Origin of the sequence: Streptomyces tsukubensis, from assembly GCF_003932715.1 — a bacterium.
Lineage (GTDB): Bacteria > Actinomycetota > Actinomycetes > Streptomycetales > Streptomycetaceae > Streptomyces > Streptomyces tsukubensis.
Window position 1 is genome coordinate 5,480,108 of sequence record NZ_CP020700.1, and the last position, 18,248, is coordinate 5,498,355.

Here is an 18,248-nt window from a genome sequence, read left to right on the forward strand (position 1 = left end):
GTGTCCGGCGGGGGTTGTTTCCGACTGCGGGCCGTCACGGGCCGTTCGCGCAGTTCCCCGCGCCCCTAAAGACCCTGCCCGGCCTTGTCAGGTGGAGGGCCTGCGGTAGACCAAGATCAGTGCCCGCGGGATCATGTCGGGATCACGTGGGAGGGGGGTGCAGGGTCGCCCCCGCAGCCGTGGGCGACAAGAGCGGAGGCGCTTCGGGGCGGTGCATCGCCCGTGGCGAGGAGGTGAGCCCGGAGGCCACCGACCCGGCCGCACCGGCAGGACCGGCGACCTACACCACGGAGAAACGCGACTCGACCGCAGAAGATACCCGCACCCCGCTAGGGCTCGGGCCGACCCCACGGAGAAACGCGACTCGACCGCCGAAGAGGCCCGCACCCCACGGGCAGGGGCATGAACGAGAGGCACCGGAGAGCCCGCACCTTGAAAGGGGGGCGCGCACCCCGCAGGGGACCCGCGGGCCGCGGCGCCTGGCGGGACCCTCAACCCGCCCGGCACCGCAGCCCGGAGTGCTCCGGCCGGGCGAGTGTGCGGGCCCGCTCGGCCGATGGGGAGGGTCGCGGTGCAGTCAGGGCAGAGAGCACGCGTCCCTCACTCCGCCCACCTGTGCGGGGAGGGCGGAAGTTCTTGATGCATTCATTGTGGACTAGACCATTCGCGGATGTCCATGCGTCGGCGCCGAGATGTTCGAAGTCTCATGCGGGCTCTCATCTTCCTCATCGCCCGCGGGTACGCTCGCAGACGTGCCCTCCATGAACGACCTCGTACGCCAGCACACCGCCCTCAGCGATTCGGACCTCGAATGGCTCCATCTGCTGGTCTCGGAGTGGCAGCTGCTCTCCGACCTGTCCTTCGCCGATCTCGTCCTCTGGGTCCCCACCCGGGACGGGACCCGGTACGTCTCCGTCGCCCAGATGCGGCCCAACACCGGGCCCACGTCCTACCAGGACGATATGGTCGGCCATCTGGTGCCGCGCGGCCGGCGCCCTCTCCTGGACGCCGCCCTCGACGAGGGCCGGATCGTGCGCGAGGGCGACCCCGAGTGGCGCGAGGAGGTCCCCGTACGCGTCGAGTCCATCCCGGTACGCCGTGAGGGCCGGGTGCTCGGGGTGATCGCCCGCAACACCAATCTGCTGACCGTGCGGACCCCCTCCCGTCTTGAGCTGACCTATCTCCAGTCGGCTTCCGATCTCGCCCAGATGATCGCGGCCGGCTCCTTCCCCTTCCCGGGGCAGCAGGTCGACATGGACGCCTCGCCGCGCGTCGGTGACGGGCTGATCCGGCTCGACGCCGACGGAGTGGTCCAGTACGCCAGTCCGAACGCCCTCTCCGCGTACCACCGCCTCGGGCTCGCCTCGGATCTCGTCGGGCACCATCTCGGCCAGGTCACCGCCGAGCTGGCACCCTCCCGGGGCCCGGTGGACGAGGCCATGGTCAAACTGGCCAGCGGCTACGCCCCCCGGGAGACCGAGGTCGAGGGCAACGGCGGGGTGATTCAGCTGAGGACGATCCCGCTGCGCCCGAAGGGCACCCGGATCGGCTCCCTGGTGCTCCTGCGCGACGTCACCGAACTCCGGCGGCGCGAGCGCGAGTTGATCACCAAGGACGCCACCATCCGGGAGATCCACCACCGGGTGAAGAACAACCTCCAGACGGTTGCCGCGCTGTTGCGGCTCCAGGCCCGCAGAATGGATTCGGTACGCGGCCGGGAGGCCCTCAACGAGGCGGTACGGCGCGTCGGGTCCATCGCCATCGTCCATGAGACCCTCTCCCAGAACCTCGACGAGCGCGTGGAGTTCGACGAGATCGCGGACCGGGTGATCGCGATGGTGGCGGAGATCTCGCCGGGGAAGGTGGAGTGCCGGCGGACCGGCCGCTTCGGCATCCTCGACGCCGAGGTCGCCACCCCGCTGTCGATGGTGCTGACCGAGATCCTCCAGAACGCGCTGGAGCACGCCTTCCCGGCGGGGGAGCGGGGCTCGGTCGAGGTGTCGGCGGTCCGCGGTCCGCGGCGCCCCGAATCCCGGCTGCTGATCACCGTCCAGGACGACGGCTCGGGGCTGCCCGAGGGCTTCGACGCCCATACGGCCGGGAATCTCGGGCTGCAGATCGTCCGTACGCTGGTGGAGGGCGAGCTGGGCGGCAGCTTCGACATGCTTCCGGTGCCCGCGCCCGGACGCGGCACCCGTGTCGTCCTCGATATCCCGGTCCGGCCCCAGAAGTAGCCCCGGAAGTAACGGAAGCCACACCCCCGGCCGCACCGGCTGCACCGGACCCCACGGCCACCGGCCCCCGGCCGACCCGCCCCGCCGGACCCCGGGGCGGGCCCGCCCGATACGGGCCCGGATCCCCCTGCCGGGGCCCGCGGCCACAGAGCAGCGAGCCCCGGAAGCGAAGGCTTCCGGGGCTCGAATGCTGTGGGTTTGTCCTGCTGCTGCGCGCTGCGGCTCGGTGGCGGTGATTGCGTACGCTGCGTACGCGCCGCCGGTTGCCTCGGCTCGTCGCGGGGGGATCAGGCGCTGGCGTTACGCGCCCGGTTGCGGGCGGCGCGGCGCTTCATCGCACGGCGCTCGTCCTCGCTGAGGCCACCCCAGACGCCGGAGTCCTGGCCGGACTCAAGCGCCCACTGCAGGCACTGCTCCATGACGGGGCAGCGACGGCAGACGGCCTTGGCTTCCTCGATCTGCAGCAGCGCAGGACCGGTGTTGCCGATGGGGAAGAAGAGCTCGGGGTCTTCCTCGCGGCAAACGGCGTTGTGACGCCAGTCCATGGCTGCTACCTCTCTTGTGTGACATGCAGGTTGCTTGTGAATGTGAACGCTTTCACGAATCCCCCCGCAAGGGAAGGGCCGAACGCCGATGCCACACCGGCGTGGTCCAGGGTTTGAGGAGGGGTTCGACGATCCGTGGGGCCGCTGTTCCGCAGGCTGTCCCGATCGCCATGAAGAGACTCGCAAACCTCGGCGGCGGATACAACCCCTTCTGGAAAGTTTTTTTTGATTCCTCGGTGTCGACTAGGTCACAGCCGTACTTCCATGGGGTGGATCCTGGTCCGTACGTTCGAGATAAAGGCGGTACGGCCCTTCCACTCACACAATCACACGCAGTGCACGGCGTACGCCTGTGAACGTCACGCTTGTCCGCAGTCCGAGATGGTCACCGTCCATCTGAAAGGGGAGCGGAACCTTGGAATTCAAGGTGAACCCGTCCATGTCGTGGACCGTCACCGCATGCTTGCCGTCAGGACCGCGTTCGGGCGTCGAACGCAGCAGCTGGGTCGCGTAGCGCGCGACGGCCGGGGTCGACAGTCTGGAGAGTCCCAGCAGGTCGAGGCCGGTGTCGAAGGACGCCTTCGGGGACGCGTACAGCGGACGGCTGCCCAGATACGTCCAGGGCGAGGTGTTCGCGACTATGGAGACCACGAGATCACGGATGGTTTCGGCGCCGGGGCGTTCGAACTCGATCGTGCCGTGATGCCGGTGGGGGTACTGGAGGAACTGGCGGACGACCTGGCGCACATAGAGAGGATGCGTGGAACGCTTTCCCAGTTCCCGCTGCTGTTCGACCCGGCCGATCACACTGGCGTCGAATCCGTATCCCGCGCAGAACGTGAACCAGCGTCCGGGAACTCCCTCGTCCGGGGTGCCCGGGGTGCCGGCCGCCAGACCGAGTCCGACGGTCTTTTCGCTCCGCGAGGAGAGCGCGTCGAGAATGGCGCCGGTCGCTTCCACGGCGTCGTTCGGCAGTCCCAGCGCCCGGGCGAACACGTTCGTCGAGCCGCCGGGCACCACGGCCAGCTTCGGCAGCCGGTCGGGGTCGGGTCCGCTGTGCAGCAGTCCGTTCACGACCTCGTTGACCGTGCCGTCGCCGCCGAGGGCGACGACCAGGTCGATCTCGCCCGAGTCCGCCGCCCGGCGGGCCAGGTCCCGGCCGTGGCCCCGGTACTCGGTCGTCACGGCCTCCAGCTTCATCTCGCTGGCCAGCGCGTGGATCAATACGTCACGGGTGCGGGCACTGGTGGTGGTTGCTGCCGGGTTGACCACGAGAAGTGCGCGCATGAAGTGCAGCGTACCCAGGCGGCGACGGGGGTGGTAACGGCGGTCCCCGGATCGGGGCGGTGTCCGGGGGACGGGCCTTACGGACTACCCTGCTGGGGTGAGTGCTGAGCCGACCCCCCGCCCCAACCGTCTGACCGCCGCCGCCGCGGTCTCCGGAGTGGAGGGCGTGGTCCTGGCGGGGTACGGCGTCTATCTGCTGGTGATGGGCCTGCTGGGCAGCCCGGAGAGTCCCACTCAGGCGGAGATGGGCGGGCTGACGCTGATCGCCCTGGGCGCGCTGCCCCTGATCGCGGCGCGCGGACTGCTGATGCGGAAGTCCTGGGCCCGCGGCCCGGCGCTGATCACGCATCTGATGGCGCTGATTCCCGCGTGGACGCTGCTGCGGGCGGAGTCGCAGGCCCTGATCCCGGTCGGGATCGCGGTGGCCGTGCTCGCCGTCACCGGTCTGGTGCTGGTGGTCAGCCGCGAGACCACGGAGGCCCTCGGGATCCGTCCGCCGGGCAACGGCGGCTGACCGGCCCGGACCCGGAACCGACCGACCCGGAACACCGACCCGACCCGACCCGGAACCGACCGGCTCGGGGCGGACCCGGACCGCGCCGCCCCGGAGCCCGGGGCGCCGCGACGGCATGCCGTGCCCCGGGCCCGTACCCCGGACGGTTCTACTCCTCGACGAGGAGCTTTTCGCGCAGCTGGGCGAGGGTGCGGGCCAGCAGCCGGGAGACGTGCATCTGGGAGATGCCGACCTCCTGCGCGATCTGCGACTGGGTCATGTTGCCGAAGAACCGCAGCAGCAGGATCCGCTTCTCGCGCGGCGGGAGATCCTCCAGCAGCGGTTTGAGGGACTCCCGGTACTCGACGCCTTCCAGCGCCTCGTCCTCAGCGCCCAGGGTGTCCGCGACGGCGGGCGACTCGTCGTCGGTGTCGGGGACGTCCAGGGAGAGCGTGGAGTATGCGTTCGCCGACTCCAGGCCTTCGAGGACCTCCTCCTCCGAGATGCCGAGCCGCTCGGCCAGCTCGTGGACCGTGGGGGAGCGGCCGTGCAGCTGGGAGAGCTCCGCCGTCGCCGTCGTCAGGGCGAGCCGCAGCTCCTGCAGGCGGCGGGGGACCCGGACCGCCCAGCCCTTGTCCCGGAAATGGCGTTTGATCTCGCCGACGACCGTCGGTGTCGCATAGGTCGAGAACTCGACGCCGCGCTCCGGGTCGAACCGGTCCACGGATTTGATCAGACCGATCGTGGCGACCTGGGTGAGATCGTCCAGCGGCTCCCCGCGGTTGCGGAACCGCCGGGCGAGGTGCTCGACCAGCGGAAGGTGCATCCGGACGAGCCGGTTGCGCAGCTCGGCGCGCTCCGGCGAGCCGTCCGGCAGCTTCCGCAGCTCGATGAAGAGCGCCCGGGCGCCACCGCGGTCCGGGGCTTCGCGCGAGGTGTCGCGCTGCGGCCCCGGCGCCCGTTCCGGTGCCTCGTCCGGCGCTTCGTCCGGTGCTTGGGCCGGTGTCTGGTCCGCTGCCTGGTCCGGTACTCCGTGCGGCGGTCCGGGCCGTTCCTCGTGCCCGTCCGCCGGCCGGTCCCGGAGCTGTTCGTTCCCGTGCTCGTGCTCGGTCATATGGTCCGCCCTCGCCCCGGGCTCCGCCGCAGTGGCAGCCCCCGCCTGCTCAGCCGCGGCCTGGCGGCCGCCGAGTCCGTCGCCGTCGAATCCATGGAGTCCGTCGAGTCCGTGGGCCTGCTGTTCCGGGAAGCCGGGAGGCGCGGCGGGCTGCCCGTCCCGCTCGCCGTCCCGCACCGGACCGTTCCCGCTCCTCACGCCGGCCCGGGTCCCGCGCCGCGCTGTTTGTACAGGCTGATGGAGACCGTGCGGTCGTCGGCGACCGACGACTCGACCTTGCCCGCCAGCGCGGAGAGCACCGTCCAGGCGAAGGTGTCGCGCTCGGGGGCCCGGCCGTCGGTGGTCGGGGCCGAGACCGTGACCTCCAGGGAATCGTCGATGAGCCGGAAGACACAGCTCAGCACCGAACCCGGCACCGCCTGCTGCAAGAGGATCGCGCAGGCCTCGTCGACCGCGATCCGAAGGTCCTCGATCTCGTCGAGGGTGAAGTCCAAGCGTGCCGCGAGGCCGGCGGTGGCCGTACGCAGCACGGACAGATAGGCACCCGCAGCGGGCAGCCGGACTTCGACGAAGTCCTGGGTCCCGGGCTCGCCTGCGATCTGGGACACCCTCACCTCCAAGGTGACACATGCTCTTTCGGGGCCCGCGGGGCAGATCCCGGGGCCGTCGGGGACGCGGTCCGGTACGACGGGTCTGAGACGACAACCGCGCGCAGCCGGTACCGGCCCGGCGACGCTATCGCGATCCATGGTGCCCTGTCGCAGGGCCCCCTCAGGTCACTGTCACTCATGGTAGGCATATGAGTACGCACAGTGGCTAGAGGTGTGCGGGGCGCAATTGCGGGGAGCGGGCGGAGGGTTGACGTACCCACTGTTCGAACAGGCGAATCCCTCCGGGGGCCGTCGGCCCCCGGTGCGGGGCGGGCCGGCTCAGACCAGGGCGCCGTCCACGAAGCACCAGCGCCAGTCCTCGCCCGGCTCGAAACTGCGCATCACGGGGTGGCCCGACTCGTGGAAGTGCGCGGTCGCGTGCTGCAGCGGCGAGGAGTCGCAGCAGCCGACGTGGCCGCAGACGAGACAGAGCCGCAGATGCACCGGTGTCGTTCCGGCGATCACGCATTCCGGGCACGTTTCCGACCCGGGGGGAGGCTCCGGGCGGGGCAGAGCCGCTGTGTGCGGACACTCGCTCATGATGGCCAGGTTACGGCGCCGGCGCCGGACCTTCCCGTCGAGGCGTCCGGCCCGGCGGGGACCGACCGGACGGAGTGGGTGGGTATGGAGGCCTTGTCCCTGGTGGCGCTGATCGCGGTGAGCGCGGCGGTGGCGGGCGCGGCCCGCCGTACGCGCGTACCGGCGCCGCTGCTGCTGGTGGCGGCAGGGCTCGTGGCCTCGTACCTCCCCGGGGTCCCGGACTACACCCTCGACCCGCATATCGTGCTGCCGCTGGTGCTGCCGCCGCTGCTGCACACCGCGGCGCTGGACAGCTCCTATCTCGACCTGCGGGCCAATATCCGGCCGGTGGCGCTGCTGTCCTTCGGCTACACGCTGTTCGCCACGGTCGCCGTGGGGTGGCTGGCGTATCTGCTGATCCCGCAGCTGCCGCTGACGGCCGCGCTGGTGCTGGGCGCGGTGGTGGCGCCGCCGGACGCGGTCGCGGCGACCGCGATCGCTCGTCGGCTGGGCCTGCCGCACCGAATCACCACCATCCTCCAGGGCGAATCGCTGATCAACGACGCGACCGCGATCACCGCCTACCGGGTGGCCGTCGCCGCGGCCGTCGGCGAGGGCGCCAGCTGGCTCGGGGGCATGGGCGAGTTCGCCGTGGCGGCGCTCGGCGGGGTCGCGGTCGGGCTGGCGCTGATGGTGCCGATCCACTGGCTGCGGACCAGGCTGCGGGAGCCGCTGCTGCAGAACACGCTCTCGCTGCTCATTCCGTTCGTGGCGTACGCGGCGGCGGAGCAGGTCCATGCCTCCGGGGTGCTCGCCGTGGTCGTGGTGGCGCTCTATCTCGGCCACCGCTCCTGGCAGGTCGACTTCGCCACCCGGCTCCAGGAGGCCGCGGTCTGGAGGATGGTCGCCTTCGTGCTGGAGTCGGCCGTCTTCGCACTGATCGGACTCCAGCTCTCGTACGTCCTGCGGGGGCTCGGCGACTACGGCGTCGCACAGGCGCTGGGGTACGGGGTCGGGGTCTTCGTCCTCGTGGTGGCGGTGCGGTTCGTCTGGGTCTTCCCGGCGACCTTCCTGCCGCGGATCTCGCCCCGGATCCGGGCCCGGGAACCGGAGGTCACCTGGAAGGCGCCGCTGGTGGTGGGCTGGGCCGGGATGCGGGGTGTGGTGTCCCTGGCGATTGCCTTCTCCATCCCGCTGACCACGGCCGCGGGCGAGCCCTTCCCTTCGCGGAACCTGGTGCTCTTCCTGACCTTCACCACCGTCATCGGCACCCTGGTGGTCCAGGGGCTGACCCTGCCCGCGCTGATCCGGGCGCTGAGGCTGCCGAGGCCCGACCCCTTCGCGGAGACCCTGGCGGAGGCGGAGGCCCAGAACGCGGCATCGGAAGCGGCCGAGCGGAAACTGGACGCGCTCCTCGCCGATGAGCGCAACGCGCTGCCGGAGCCCCTGGAGGAGCGGCTGCGGACCGTGATGGAACGCCGCCGGAACTCCGTCTGGGAGCGGCTGGGGGCGGTGAACGAGGCGACGGGCGAATCGGCCGACGAGACGTACCGGCGGCTGGCCCGGGAGATGATCGGCGCCGAGCGGGCGGTCTTCGTCCAGCTGCGCGACGCCCGGCGCATCGACGACGAGATGATGCGGACGCTGCTGTTCCGCCTGGACCTGGAGGAGGCCGCGGCCTACCGCGAGGAGGACGCCGACTGACGCCTCCCGCGGGGGGTACGAGGCCGGGCCGCCCCGGGCCCCGGGGCCGGGCGGGCCGGAGCGCCTCCGGGCGCGGGGCATGGCGTGGCCCTTGCGGGCCCGTGCGGGTGGCCTCCGGCCGGGCGGGCCTGGCCGGGCCCCGGGTGGTCCGGGCAGGGGTGCCTCCCGGGCGTGAGGTACGGGCGCGGCCGTGTGACCGGCCCGCGGCAGGGTCGCCCGAGGGCCGGTTCCGTCCGGGCCGGATTGCCCGGGTCGTACGGCCGGCCTGCGGCAGGGCGGGGCGTCGTCGGCGGGATCGGTGTCCGGGGCCTCCCCGGGACGGGTCCGGAAATACGGCGCCGTTCGCCCGGAGGGCGGGGCCTGCGGCCCGGTGGGGGTGCGCCCCCCTGGGCCACCGCCCGGGGGGACACCCACGGCGGAGTGCCCCGGGTGCGGGTCATCGCAAGGCGGTGGGCCCGGCGCCACGGGGAGGTGTCCCCCGTACCGCATGCGGCCCCATCCGTGCCCGACGGGCACAGGGCGGGCCGGGCCGTAGGAGAGGTCCGGCGTGTCTCCGGGCCGCGGGCCACCCGCAAGGGCCACGCCCGAACCCCACCTGAACGGGAGCGGGGCATCGTCCACCAGGCGGCCGGGGTGCTGCGCCGGATTTGCCCGGGTGGTTACGCCGCCGGGGGCGGCGGGCCCGTGATCACGGCCGCGAGGGCGGTGCCCCGGGGGAAGGCGCCCTCCGCGGTGAGGGTGACCAGGGCGAGCAGCAGCTTGGCCACGTACAGCCTCTCGACGGCGAAGCCGTGGCGGTCCTCGAAGTCGTCCGCGAAGGCCAGCAGCTCGGGAGGGGTCCGGGCGTATCCGCCGCAGTGGAAGCGGTCGTCCAGCGACCAGTCGCCCCGCCGGGCCCCGAAGGCGGCCCGCTGGAGGCGCTCGACCTCGCCCCCCAGAAAGCCGCCCCTGAGCACCGGGACGCCCAGAGCGCGGCTGCCGGGACCGAGCCCGGCCGCCAGGCCCGCGAGCGTACCGCCGGTGCCGCAGGCGACCGCCGCGACATCGGGGACGGTGCCGTCCGGGGTGCCCGCGCGCAGCTCCTCGCCCAGGGCGGCACAGCCGCGGGCCGCGAGGGCGTTGCTGCCGCCCTCCGGGACCACGTGGACCGGGCCGCCGCCGGGTATCAGTCCGGTGGCCGTACCGGTGATCCGGGCGAGGACCGCGGGATCGTCCTTCGCGCGGTACGTCGCCCGGTCGACGAAGAGCAGCCGCATCCCGTCCTCGGCGCAGCGGGCCAGGGAAGGATTGAGCGGACGTCCGGCCAGCTCGTCGCCCCGGACCACACCGACCGTGGGCGTTCCGATGAGCCGGCCCGCGGCGGCGGTGGCCCGGAGATGGTTCGAGTAGGCGCCGCCGAAGGTCAGCAGCGGGCGGCCCGCCGCGGCCCGCAGATTCGGGGCGAGCTTGCGCCATTTGTTGCCCGGCAGCTCGGGGTGGATCAGATCGTCCCGCTTGAGCAGCAGCCGCACGCCGAAGCGGTCGAAGCGGTCGTCGGCCACGGCCGCCAGCGGCGAGGGCAGCCGGGGCCGCAGGGCGGTGGTGGGATCGGACGCTTCCGGGAACATGCCCCCATTGTCACCGGCAGCCCCGGGAGCGGCCCGGCCCTGTGGACAACCCCGAGAACCCCGCCGACCCCGGCCCGGGACACCGGCCCCCGTGCCGCCTCCGGGGCGAGATCGGGTACGGAGAATTCCGTATGAACATACTTACTCGCATCACCGGACGGAGTCCGTCCGTTCGGATCGTGTGCGAACCGAACCGGTCGCCTCCGCTCACCCCACCTGGCGGATTGCCGAACGCGCCCGGCTGTGCCCCGTACCCGCCGATTCAGTCCCACCAATTCGTGTGATGGCGCCGGAACTTCACCCGCTGGAAGCTTCTTGCCGCGCGGGCCGGGCGGATGTTCGGGCAGGACACCGGCCGTCCCCGCCGCTCTCACGCACACCGAGGGGGAAGGACCGCACGTGACGATGTCGGAGACCGTCGAGGGCCGTGAGGCGCTCGCCCTGCTGGAACGTGCCCGGGCAGCCGTCGACCCCGGGCTGCGGACGGCCCTCGGGTCGCTGCCCGGCCCGATGCGCCGGGTCGCCCTCTACCACTTCGGCTGGGAGAACGCCGACGGCAGCCCGGCCGCGGGCTCGGCGGGCAAAGCGATCCGCCCGGCGCTCGTCATGGCCGCGGCCGAGGCGCTCGGCGGGGACCCGGCCGCCGTGGCCGGCGCGGCCGCGGCCGTCGAGCTGGTGCACAACTTCACCCTGCTCCACGACGACGTCATCGACGAGGACCCCACCCGCCGGCACCGGCCCACCGCCTGGACGGTCTTCGGCACCCCCGACGCGATCATCGTCGGCGACGCGATGCTCGCCCTCGCCTACCGGCTGCTGGCCCACGACCCGCATCCGGCGGCCGGGGCCGCGGCCGGGCGGATCGCGGAGTGCGTGATCGAACTGTGCGCCGGGCAGCAGGCGGACTGCGCCTTCGAGGAGCGCCCGCCGGAGGACGTCTCCCTGGAGGAGTGCCTGGCCATGGCCACCGCCAAGACGGGCGCCCTGCTGGGCTGCGCCTGCGCGGTCGGCGCGCTGTACGCGGGGGCCGGGGAGGCGGAGACCGCGGCGATGGACGCCTTCGGACGGGAAGCCGGTCTGGCCTTCCAGCTGATCGACGATCTGATCGGGATCTGGGGGGATCCGGGGCGTACGGGGAAGCCCGCCGGGGCCGATCTCGCCGCCCACAAGAAGTCCCTGCCGGTGGTCGCCGCCCTGGGGTCGGGTACCGCGGCGGCCGCCGAGCTGGCCCTGCTCTACCGGGGGCATATGTCGCCCGGGGCGGTGGCGCGGGCGGCGGACGCGGTGGACCGGGCGGGCGGGCGCGACTGGGCGCAGCTGCAGGCCGCGGACCGGATGGCGCGGGCGGTGCACGAGCTGTCCCGCGCGGTGCCGGATCTGGCGGCGGCCGGGGATCTGCTGTCGCTGGCGGAGTTCGTGACCCGGCGCTCGCGCTGAGCGCACGGCCGGGCGGAGGCCCCGGCGGGCGGGGGGCCGGGGGCGGCGGAAGTGGCCCCGTCTACGTCTCCGGGGCGGTCGGGGCCTTGCCGTGCCGGAGCCCGGCCGGCGACCTATCCTGGGGGCATGGGCAGCGCACGAGGCACCGCGCACAGCCCGCAGACCGCCTTCCGGTGTCCGGAGTGCGGGGAGCGGGTGGAAACGGTGATGCGGCGGCACAAGACCCTCGGGGCGTTCGTACCCCTCTGGGGGCCGGGTCCGTGCCATAACGCGGCCTGCACCGCGTACACCGGACCCGCGGAGAGCACAGACGGCGCGGACGGCGCGGACGGCGACGGCGCGCCCGGCCCCACCGTGGCCGGCACGGCCTGAGCCCCGGACCCACCTCCGTACCACTGGAACCTCCGGCACTTCCCGTACCTCTGGCCCCTCCCGTACCTTCGGCGCCTCCCGCCCTTCCCGTACCTCCGCCGTGGCGCTCCGCTCCGCCGTCACCCTCCCGCCCCCTTCCGACCCGTCCCACCATGGGGCGCGTGGGGTGTTTTGCGCCCCCTGCGGCGGCCCGCTTGCGCAGGTCGGAGGGGTCCGAACGCGCCGTAGTGGTATCCCTGATGCACGCCCCCGGCCGCCGTAGCGCTACAGTCCGCGCCATGTCATCGGAGTCGACTGAGGTCTGGGCGGGCTGGTACCGCGATCGGCAGGGCGCGGAAGCGGTCTCCATCGCGTCGCGCGGACGCCAACTGTGCACGCGCATCAGGGGTGTTGAGTACGAAGGAGCGGCTTTCGCCGCTCTGGAGCCCATGGGGGCCGAGGGGTTGCTCTCGTCCTGCGTACTGGAGTGGGACATGCCGCTTCCCGTCCATGCGGACGGATTGGTCCACCGGGCCACGCTGAGCTGTCTGCTGACGCTCGGAGAGCCGCGGCCCGACGGTTCGCTGGACCGGGCCGATCTGAATCTGACGCTCCATTACGGTGGGGCGGCATTCGAGGCCGGGGTGGCCGGGGGTGACTTCGACGATGCGCTCGACCGGCTCCAGCGGCAGTTGCCGCCCGGGGCCGAACTGGGGGTACGCGCGCCCGTAGACGCCTGAGACCCGCCGCGCGCGGAGAGGCGCCCCCGCCGCTCGGCGGCGGGGGCGCCGACGCGCCCGGACCCGGGTTTCACCGGTACCCGGACCGGGCGCGGACTCAGGGACCGGACCCGGGGACCGGACTCAGGGCCGGACTCAAGGGCCGGCCCGGGGAAACAGCCGGAGCCGCTGGAACGGGACCGTCCGGTGGGCCGGAACGGTCAGGAGGTGCGGCCGAGGCCCGCCCAGATCTGGTTCACCCGGCTGCGCTCGGCGGAGTTGGGCACATCGTTCTGACAGGACGGGCCGGGGCCGCCGCCGGACATCAGCTCGCTGCACGGGCCGCGGTAGTTGTCCCGCAGGCCGAGCACGTGCCCGGTCTCGTGCGAGGTGACGCGGTTGGAGTTGTACTGCTGGTTCTGCCGGTAGTCCAGGAAGATGAAGCCCCGGCCGCGGCCGTCCGTGGAGGCGTACGAGCCACGCGGGTCGTTGCCCTCACGGTAGGTGAAGCTGGGGCTGGGGCCCTCCTGGAGACGGACGTTGGTGACGGTGCTGTTCCACACCTGGGTGCTTCTGGCTATCTGGCTGCGGAAGGACGGCGCACCGGAGGTGCCGTAGTTGACGGTGACGACACGGGCGCCCGGGTTGGCGGCCCGCTTCTCGGCCACCGACTTGACGACGGCCTGGAAGAAGGCCTCGGTGGCCCGGGCGTCGGCGGCCGAGCCCTCGTAGGCGGCCCAGGCGGCGGCTGCGGCCTGGGCGTTGAGGCCGGTGCTCGTGGTCGCGGCGGCGGGGGCGCTCGCGGGGGCGGAGGCGGCGGATGCCGGGGTGGCGCCGAGCGCTGCGGCGAGGCCGATGCCGATGGCCGCGGCGAGGACGGATCGGGGGTGACGCATGGGGGGACTCCTACTCGTCCGGTTGAACGGGTTCGGTACGGAGTTTCGAGGAACCACCCCTGCTTGGGATGATGCCAACCCCCGATAACACCGAGGCATCACCCTCCGGCGGAGCGGCTGCGGGCCGCCGTTCCGCGGACCGCCGATTCTGCCGTCCGCCGCCTGTCGACTGCGCGTCGGCCCCTGTTCGTTCCGCGTTCACCGCGGACCCCGGCGGTGGCTTCGCGGCCCTGTTCACCCCGAGTCGGGGCTCCCGTCGCCTCCCGTACACCCGGTCCCGCCCGGACGGTCACCGTCACTGTCCGCTATCCGGTCCAGGGGATTCCGTTTGTTGTTTTCTTTGCCGGTCTTTGTGTCGGTGCGCCGGGACTGTGCGTCTGGTGGTGCCGGGCGTCGCGGTCCTAACGTCTAGTCATGGAGCTTGAGGTGAGACACCTCCGCGCGCTGTGCGCCATCGCGGATACGGGCAGTCTGCACAAGGCGGCCCGGCGACTGGGCGTCAGCCAGCCTTCCTTGACGACACAGTTGCGCCGGATAGAGAACTCCCTGGGGGCGGAGCTGTTCCTGAGGGAACGTTCCGGCTGTCGGCCGACACCGGTCGGGCGGGCGGTACTGAGCCGGGCCCGCCCGCTGCTGGCCGATATGGGTGCCCTGGTGGCCGAGGCGAAGGCCGCGGCGGCCCGGGAGTCGGGGCCCCGGCTGCGCATCGGGTCCACCGCGAGCCGGGCGCTGCCGGGCTGGCTGGGGCGGCTGCGGCGCAGGCTGCCCGGGACCGATATCTCCCTCCATATGGACGTCTCGCCCAACGCGCTGCTGCGGAAGGTCGCGGCGGGCGGGCTCGACGTCGCCTTCGTCCACGAGGTGGAGGGCTGCCCGCTGACCGTCCCGGACACGCTCGCGGTCCGGGTCCTGGTCGAGCGGGAGCCGCAGTTCGTCTCCATGGCCAGGGACCATCCCGCGGCCGCGGCTGCCGTCGTCGAGCTGGCCGATCTGGCCGACGACCGGTGGATCGTCGACCCCACGGTCGACGGCGAGTGGGAGGGCGTCCTCAGGGTGCTGTCCGCCGCCGGGATCGTCCCGCAGCTGCTGCACGGCGACTACCACACAGCGGCCGCGCTGATCGCCGTCGGCGAGGCCGTCGCGCCCTGCCAGCCGACCTCGGACCCGCGCGGCGACATGGCCATCAGGCCGCTGCGCGGCGATCCGCTGGCGGTCCGGCTGCTGCTGGTCTCCCGGCCGGGGGAGCCGGAGCTGTACGGATCGGTGTACGGGGATCTGGAGGCGGCCTACCGGGACGTGGCGGCGGGCTCGGTGGCGTACCGGCAGTGGCTGGGGAAGCAGAAGGTGGTGTCCGCTCCGTAACGCGGCCGGCCGGAGGGCGTACGGCACCGGGTGGCCGCGGCCGTGGCCGGAAACGGCGCCGCGCCCGGCCCCGGGGGTGCCGGGGGCGGGCGCGGTCCGTCGCAGCGGGAGCCGGTGCTACTTGACGTACACCAGGCCGTCCGTGGTGATGGTGGGCCGCTTGGCGGTGCCGACCACCACGATCTTCACGGTGTGCTTGGCGCTGGTGGCCCAGGTCTGGGTCCAGATCGCGTCACGGTACTTGGTGGCGGTGGACTTCAGGTCGACCGTCTTGACCAGCTTGCCGTCGACGTAGACGTTCGCCTGTCCGGAGGTCGCGGCCCGCGACACCACCCAGGCGGCCGAGCGGCCGGTGAAGGTCCACGTCAGGGAGGCGTTCTTGGTGGCGCTGCTGTACGACTTGCTGCCGAGGTAGCTGCTGGAGGACTTGGTCGACCAGGCTCCCGTCTTGACCGCGTGGGCCTCCTGGAGGATCACCGGGGTCGCCGCGACGGCCGCGGTGGCGGCGTTGCCCGCCTGGTCGTAGGCGGTCAGCGACCAGGTGGTGGCGGCCGGCTTGGAGGTGTGGGACGCGGCGGTCACCGTCGGGCCGTAGACCTTGGCGAGCGGCTGCGTCAGCCGGACGTCCCGCAGGGCGCGGGCGTCGGTGGCCTTCCAGCCCAGGGTGACCGGGACGGCGGTCGCGTCGACCGTGCCGGGCCGCAGGGCGACCGTCGGCTTGGTGGAGAAGACCGGCGGCGTGGTCTCGGCGATCACGGTCCGGGCGGCGGAGGTCACGGTCTTGCGGGAGATGTGCGTGGCCCGGACGGCGATCTGGTGGCTGCCCGCGGCGAGGGTGACCTTGGCGGAGGTCGCGGTGCCCGCGGTGGACGCCACGGCCTTGCCGTTGACCAGGACCTCGTACTTGGCGATCAGCGGGGCCGGGGTGGTGGCCTTCCAGTTCACGGTGGCGGTGTTCTTGACGTACGCCGTGGTGCCGACCGTACCGCCGCCGGTGACGGAGCTGACGGCGAGCCCGGAGACCGAGCCGCCCGCCAGTTCCCGGATGTTGTTGAGCAGCGGGTACATCTTGGTGCCCGGGCACGCCGTGGCGGTCACATGACCGTGGCCGTGGATGGTGTTGCGGGTGACCTTGTCACCCACGTTCCACTTCTGGCCGCCGAGGGCCGGGATGGAGGCGCCCGCGGCACCGGCCGTAAGTACGGTGGTGCCCATCGGATCCACGCCGTACTGGCCGAGCTTCCACGCGGCCACCCGAGCGGCCGAGTTGAGCGCCGCCTGGGTCGGGGCGACCTCCATGAAGTTGCCCATCAGGGAGACACTGCTGGTCTCGCTGTTGAAACCGTAGGCGTGGGCGCCGACCACCGGCCGGTCCATACCGCCCTTGCGGCCCTCGTAGATCGTGCCGCACTTGTCGACCAGGAAGTGGTAGCCGATGTCCTTCCACTTCTGGCTGACGACGTGGTACGCGTACACACCGCGGACCACGGCGGGACCCTCGGCACAGGTGTAGTCGTTGGTCAGCGACGTGTGGTGGACCGTCACCGCCTTCACCTTGTCGCCCGGGAGGTACGTCGGACCCTCCGGGCTCATCGACTCGTCGGCCTTCCACTCGGCGCGCGTGACGATCGGAGGCCGCGGGGCCGTCGAAGGCGGACCCGCCGTCGGTGCGGTCGTGGGGGCTGTCGTCGGCGGCTTGGTGGTGGGGCTGCCGGTGGGCGCGGGGCCCGTCGTCGCGGACGGCGACGGCTGGATGGTCGCCGGCGGGTCGGTGACGGGCGGCGCCTCGGTCGAAGCGGTGGCGGACGGGGTGGTGAGCGGCGGTTCCGCGGTGGCCGCGGGATCCGTCGCGGGCGTCTCGGTCGCCGGGGTGTTCTGTTCGGTGATCTCGGTGTCCGCGGCCGGGAGCGCGAAGGCGGCGGGCTCCATCGCGGTCACGCTGCCGGTGCCGGGGTCGATCATGTCGAGCCGGATCCCGGCGGGCAGCTCGGTGACCTCCCCGCCCGCCTTCACCCGCGCTTCCACACCCTTGGACGGCCCGACCCACATCGGGTCGGTGCCGCCGCGTCCGGTGCCGTCGCCATGCACTGCGTGGTCACCGTCCAGGCTCCGCCACCCGGACCACTTGCCGGACTCCGCGGACTTGGTACGGACCTCGACGGTGCCGGTGATCCGCGCGGCGGGGTCCGTCCAGGTGACCCCGAGCAGGCTGAACGGTTCCGTATCGCGCCGCGGCAGCTCGGCGGAGGTGCGGTCGGCGGCCACCTTCAGCTCGCTGGCCCGGGCCTCGGTGCGGGTGGAACCGGGCTTCGCCCCGTCCTCGCCGCCGCCCGGCCCGCCGGCCACCGACTGGATGACGAGCACCCCGGCGACCCCGGCCGCGACCGCCGCCCCGCCTCCCCACCAACGACGAGCTCTGCTACCGCCCCGCACGATGAAACCCCCTCAGACTGGACCGGCGCGAAGTAAACACTGTCGCGCAAGTTACCTGAGTGATTTACGGCTCAAGCCCGGGGGGCCGCTATCACGCGGTGAAAGGCGCCCCGTCCCTCGGTACGGAAAGCGCTTCCGCGGGTACGGAAGCGGGGGCGGCCGGACCCCCGGACCGCACGGCGTCCGTGCTCCCCGAGGCCTCCCGGCCCCGCTCCGAGAGCTCGTCCAGCAGCAGTTTGAGCAGGCCGTTGAGGGTGGCGCCGCTGACGATCTCGCGCCGGTCGATCATCCCCGGGATCTCGGACAGCGGAATCCACTCGATGCGGTCGGTCTCGTTCTTCTCCACCGGCGGTCCGGTGTACGTCGCCCCGTCGGCGCGGAAGAGGAAGTGCTCCGAGTCGGTGATGCCGTTCGCGGGCTGGGCGTACAGCAGCGGTCTGACGGACTCCACCCGCCAGCCGGTCTCCTCCTCCACCTCCCGGGCGGCGGTCTCCTCCGGCGTCTCACCCGCTTCGATCAGCCCCATGGGCAGCTCCCAGCCCCAGGTGTCGGTGACGAAGCGGTGCCGCCACATCATCAGCACCCGCTGCCGGTCGTCGACGACGGCGGCGACCGCGAGATGCCGTATCCGCACCACGTGGTGCTCGAAGCGGTGGCCGTCCGGCTGCTCGACGTCCGCCAGCCAGAGGTTGACCCAGGGGTTGGTGTAGATCTGCCGCTCACCGTGAACGGTCCAGCGCATAGCTCCGACTTCCTTCCGGTGCCCGTTTCCGGTCCGATATGACGACCGTGTGCCGATCCTCGCACCGCCCCCGCTCGGGCCCCGCCGGTTCGCCCGGGCTTCACCCGCAGGTGCCCCGCCCCGCCCCTTGGGGACCCCGAACACGACCGCGCCCG

General features: G+C 72.6%; 16 protein-coding genes. 7 read left to right on the forward strand and 9 right to left on the reverse strand.

The window, feature by feature from the left end:
* Window positions 1-761 precede the first annotated feature (761 nt).
* Window positions 762-2,234, forward strand: coding sequence for a PAS domain-containing sensor histidine kinase (locus B7R87_RS22750; RefSeq protein WP_006346708.1), 1,473 nt, complete (start codon window positions 762-764; stop codon window positions 2,232-2,234).
* A gap of 287 nt (window positions 2,235-2,521) precedes the next feature.
* On the opposite strand, the gene B7R87_RS22755 is transcribed toward B7R87_RS22750, so the two are convergent.
* A complete protein-coding gene (locus B7R87_RS22755) occupies window positions 2,522-2,779 on the reverse strand; it encodes a WhiB family transcriptional regulator (protein WP_003953983.1) in 258 nt (85 codons plus the stop codon).
* A gap of 318 nt (window positions 2,780-3,097) precedes the next feature.
* A complete protein-coding gene (locus B7R87_RS22760; protein ID WP_006346707.1) occupies window positions 3,098-4,066 on the reverse strand; it encodes a diacylglycerol/lipid kinase family protein in 969 nt (322 codons plus the stop codon).
* Between the two features lie 97 nt (window positions 4,067-4,163).
* On the opposite strand from B7R87_RS22760, the gene B7R87_RS22765 reads away from it, so the two are divergent.
* On the forward strand, window positions 4,164-4,580 hold the full coding sequence (locus tag B7R87_RS22765; protein ID WP_006346706.1) for a hypothetical protein: 417 nt from the start codon (window positions 4,164-4,166) through the stop codon (window positions 4,578-4,580).
* 148 nt (window positions 4,581-4,728) lie between these two features.
* On the opposite strand, the gene B7R87_RS22770 is transcribed toward B7R87_RS22765, so the two are convergent.
* The 3 genes from B7R87_RS22770 to B7R87_RS22780 form a co-directional block, all read right to left on the reverse strand.
* Entirely contained in the window at window positions 4,729-5,850 is a 1,122-nt protein-coding gene (locus tag B7R87_RS22770) for an RNA polymerase sigma factor SigF (protein WP_006346705.1), read from the reverse strand.
* Between the two features lie 17 nt (window positions 5,851-5,867).
* Complete coding sequence (locus B7R87_RS22775) at window positions 5,868-6,281, reverse strand: ATP-binding protein (protein ID WP_040914318.1); 414 nt, start codon at window positions 6,279-6,281, stop codon at window positions 5,868-5,870.
* A 321-nt stretch (window positions 6,282-6,602) separates the two neighbouring features.
* Complete coding sequence (locus tag B7R87_RS22780; protein ID WP_006346703.1) at window positions 6,603-6,863, reverse strand: UBP-type zinc finger domain-containing protein; 261 nt, start codon at window positions 6,861-6,863, stop codon at window positions 6,603-6,605.
* A gap of 84 nt (window positions 6,864-6,947) precedes the next feature.
* On the opposite strand from B7R87_RS22780, the gene B7R87_RS22785 reads away from it, so the two are divergent.
* Complete coding sequence (locus B7R87_RS22785; protein ID WP_006346702.1) at window positions 6,948-8,546, forward strand: Na+/H+ antiporter; 1,599 nt, start codon at window positions 6,948-6,950, stop codon at window positions 8,544-8,546.
* A gap of 659 nt (window positions 8,547-9,205) precedes the next feature.
* On the opposite strand, the gene B7R87_RS22790 is transcribed toward B7R87_RS22785, so the two are convergent.
* Window positions 9,206-10,153 carry a 1-aminocyclopropane-1-carboxylate deaminase/D-cysteine desulfhydrase gene (locus B7R87_RS22790; protein WP_130584836.1) on the reverse strand — a complete coding sequence of 316 codons (948 nt, stop codon included), beginning with the start codon at window positions 10,151-10,153 and terminating at the stop codon, window positions 9,206-9,208.
* Window positions 10,154-10,558: 405 nt separating this feature from the next.
* On the opposite strand from B7R87_RS22790, the gene B7R87_RS22795 reads away from it, so the two are divergent.
* The 3 genes from B7R87_RS22795 (at window position 10,559) to B7R87_RS22805 (ending at window position 12,681) form a co-directional block, all read left to right on the forward strand.
* Window positions 10,559-11,590: a family 2 encapsulin nanocompartment cargo protein polyprenyl transferase gene (locus B7R87_RS22795; protein ID WP_130584922.1), complete on the forward strand. Its 1,032-nt coding sequence runs from the start codon at window positions 10,559-10,561 to the stop codon at window positions 11,588-11,590.
* Between the two features lie 126 nt (window positions 11,591-11,716).
* A complete protein-coding gene (locus B7R87_RS22800) occupies window positions 11,717-11,962 on the forward strand; it encodes a hypothetical protein (RefSeq protein WP_006346698.1) in 246 nt (81 codons plus the stop codon).
* Between the two features lie 278 nt (window positions 11,963-12,240).
* Complete coding sequence (locus B7R87_RS22805; RefSeq protein WP_006346697.1) at window positions 12,241-12,681, forward strand: DUF6304 family protein; 441 nt, start codon at window positions 12,241-12,243, stop codon at window positions 12,679-12,681.
* 200 nt (window positions 12,682-12,881) lie between these two features.
* Here the strand turns inward: B7R87_RS22805 and snpA are convergent, their stop codons facing one another.
* Window positions 12,882-13,556: a snapalysin gene (gene snpA, locus B7R87_RS22810; protein WP_130584835.1), complete on the reverse strand. Its 675-nt coding sequence runs from the start codon at window positions 13,554-13,556 to the stop codon at window positions 12,882-12,884.
* A 414-nt stretch (window positions 13,557-13,970) separates the two neighbouring features.
* Here snpA and B7R87_RS22815 point away from each other — a divergent pair, with 414 nt between their 5' ends.
* Window positions 13,971-14,918, forward strand: a complete 948-nt coding sequence (locus B7R87_RS22815) for a LysR family transcriptional regulator (protein ID WP_130584834.1) — start codon at window positions 13,971-13,973, stop codon at window positions 14,916-14,918.
* Between the two features lie 117 nt (window positions 14,919-15,035).
* Here the strand turns inward: B7R87_RS22815 and B7R87_RS22820 are convergent, their stop codons facing one another.
* Together B7R87_RS22820 and B7R87_RS22825 are read right to left on the reverse strand one after the other, a co-directional pair.
* A complete protein-coding gene (locus B7R87_RS22820; RefSeq protein WP_045852862.1) occupies window positions 15,036-17,351 on the reverse strand; it encodes a peptidoglycan recognition protein family protein in 2,316 nt (771 codons plus the stop codon).
* A 91-nt stretch (window positions 17,352-17,442) separates the two neighbouring features.
* The gene (locus B7R87_RS22825; protein ID WP_006346694.1) at window positions 17,443-18,093 is read right to left on the reverse strand and encodes an NUDIX hydrolase; all 651 of its coding nucleotides are present in this window, start codon (window positions 18,091-18,093) and stop codon (window positions 17,443-17,445) included.
* Window positions 18,094-18,248: the final 155 nt, after the last annotated feature.

What these genes read in the sequence shown, in the direction of transcription:
- snpA (WP_130584835.1), bottom strand. Translation starts at nt 13,556, where the DNA reads ATGCGTCACCCCCGATCCGTCCTCGCCGCGGCCATCGGCATCGGCCTC.
- B7R87_RS22780 (WP_006346703.1), bottom strand. Translation starts at nt 6,863, where the DNA reads ATGAGCGAGTGTCCGCACACAGCGGCTCTGCCCCGCCCGGAGCCTCCC.
- B7R87_RS22800 (WP_006346698.1), top strand. Translation starts at nt 11,717, where the DNA reads ATGGGCAGCGCACGAGGCACCGCGCACAGCCCGCAGACCGCCTTCCGG.
- B7R87_RS22825 (WP_006346694.1), bottom strand. Translation starts at nt 18,093, where the DNA reads ATGCGCTGGACCGTTCACGGTGAGCGGCAGATCTACACCAACCCCTGG.
- B7R87_RS22750 (WP_006346708.1), top strand. Translation starts at nt 762, where the DNA reads ATGAACGACCTCGTACGCCAGCACACCGCCCTCAGCGATTCGGACCTC.
- B7R87_RS22815 (WP_130584834.1), top strand. Translation starts at nt 13,971, where the DNA reads ATGGAGCTTGAGGTGAGACACCTCCGCGCGCTGTGCGCCATCGCGGAT.
- B7R87_RS22785 (WP_006346702.1), top strand. Translation starts at nt 6,948, where the DNA reads ATGGAGGCCTTGTCCCTGGTGGCGCTGATCGCGGTGAGCGCGGCGGTG.
- B7R87_RS22755 (WP_003953983.1), bottom strand. Translation starts at nt 2,779, where the DNA reads ATGGACTGGCGTCACAACGCCGTTTGCCGCGAGGAAGACCCCGAGCTC.
- B7R87_RS22805 (WP_006346697.1), top strand. Translation starts at nt 12,241, where the DNA reads ATGTCATCGGAGTCGACTGAGGTCTGGGCGGGCTGGTACCGCGATCGG.
- B7R87_RS22760 (WP_006346707.1), bottom strand. Translation starts at nt 4,066, where the DNA reads ATGCGCGCACTTCTCGTGGTCAACCCGGCAGCAACCACCACCAGTGCC.
- B7R87_RS22790 (WP_130584836.1), bottom strand. Translation starts at nt 10,153, where the DNA reads ATGTTCCCGGAAGCGTCCGATCCCACCACCGCCCTGCGGCCCCGGCTG.
- B7R87_RS22795 (WP_130584922.1), top strand. Translation starts at nt 10,559, where the DNA reads ATGTCGGAGACCGTCGAGGGCCGTGAGGCGCTCGCCCTGCTGGAACGT.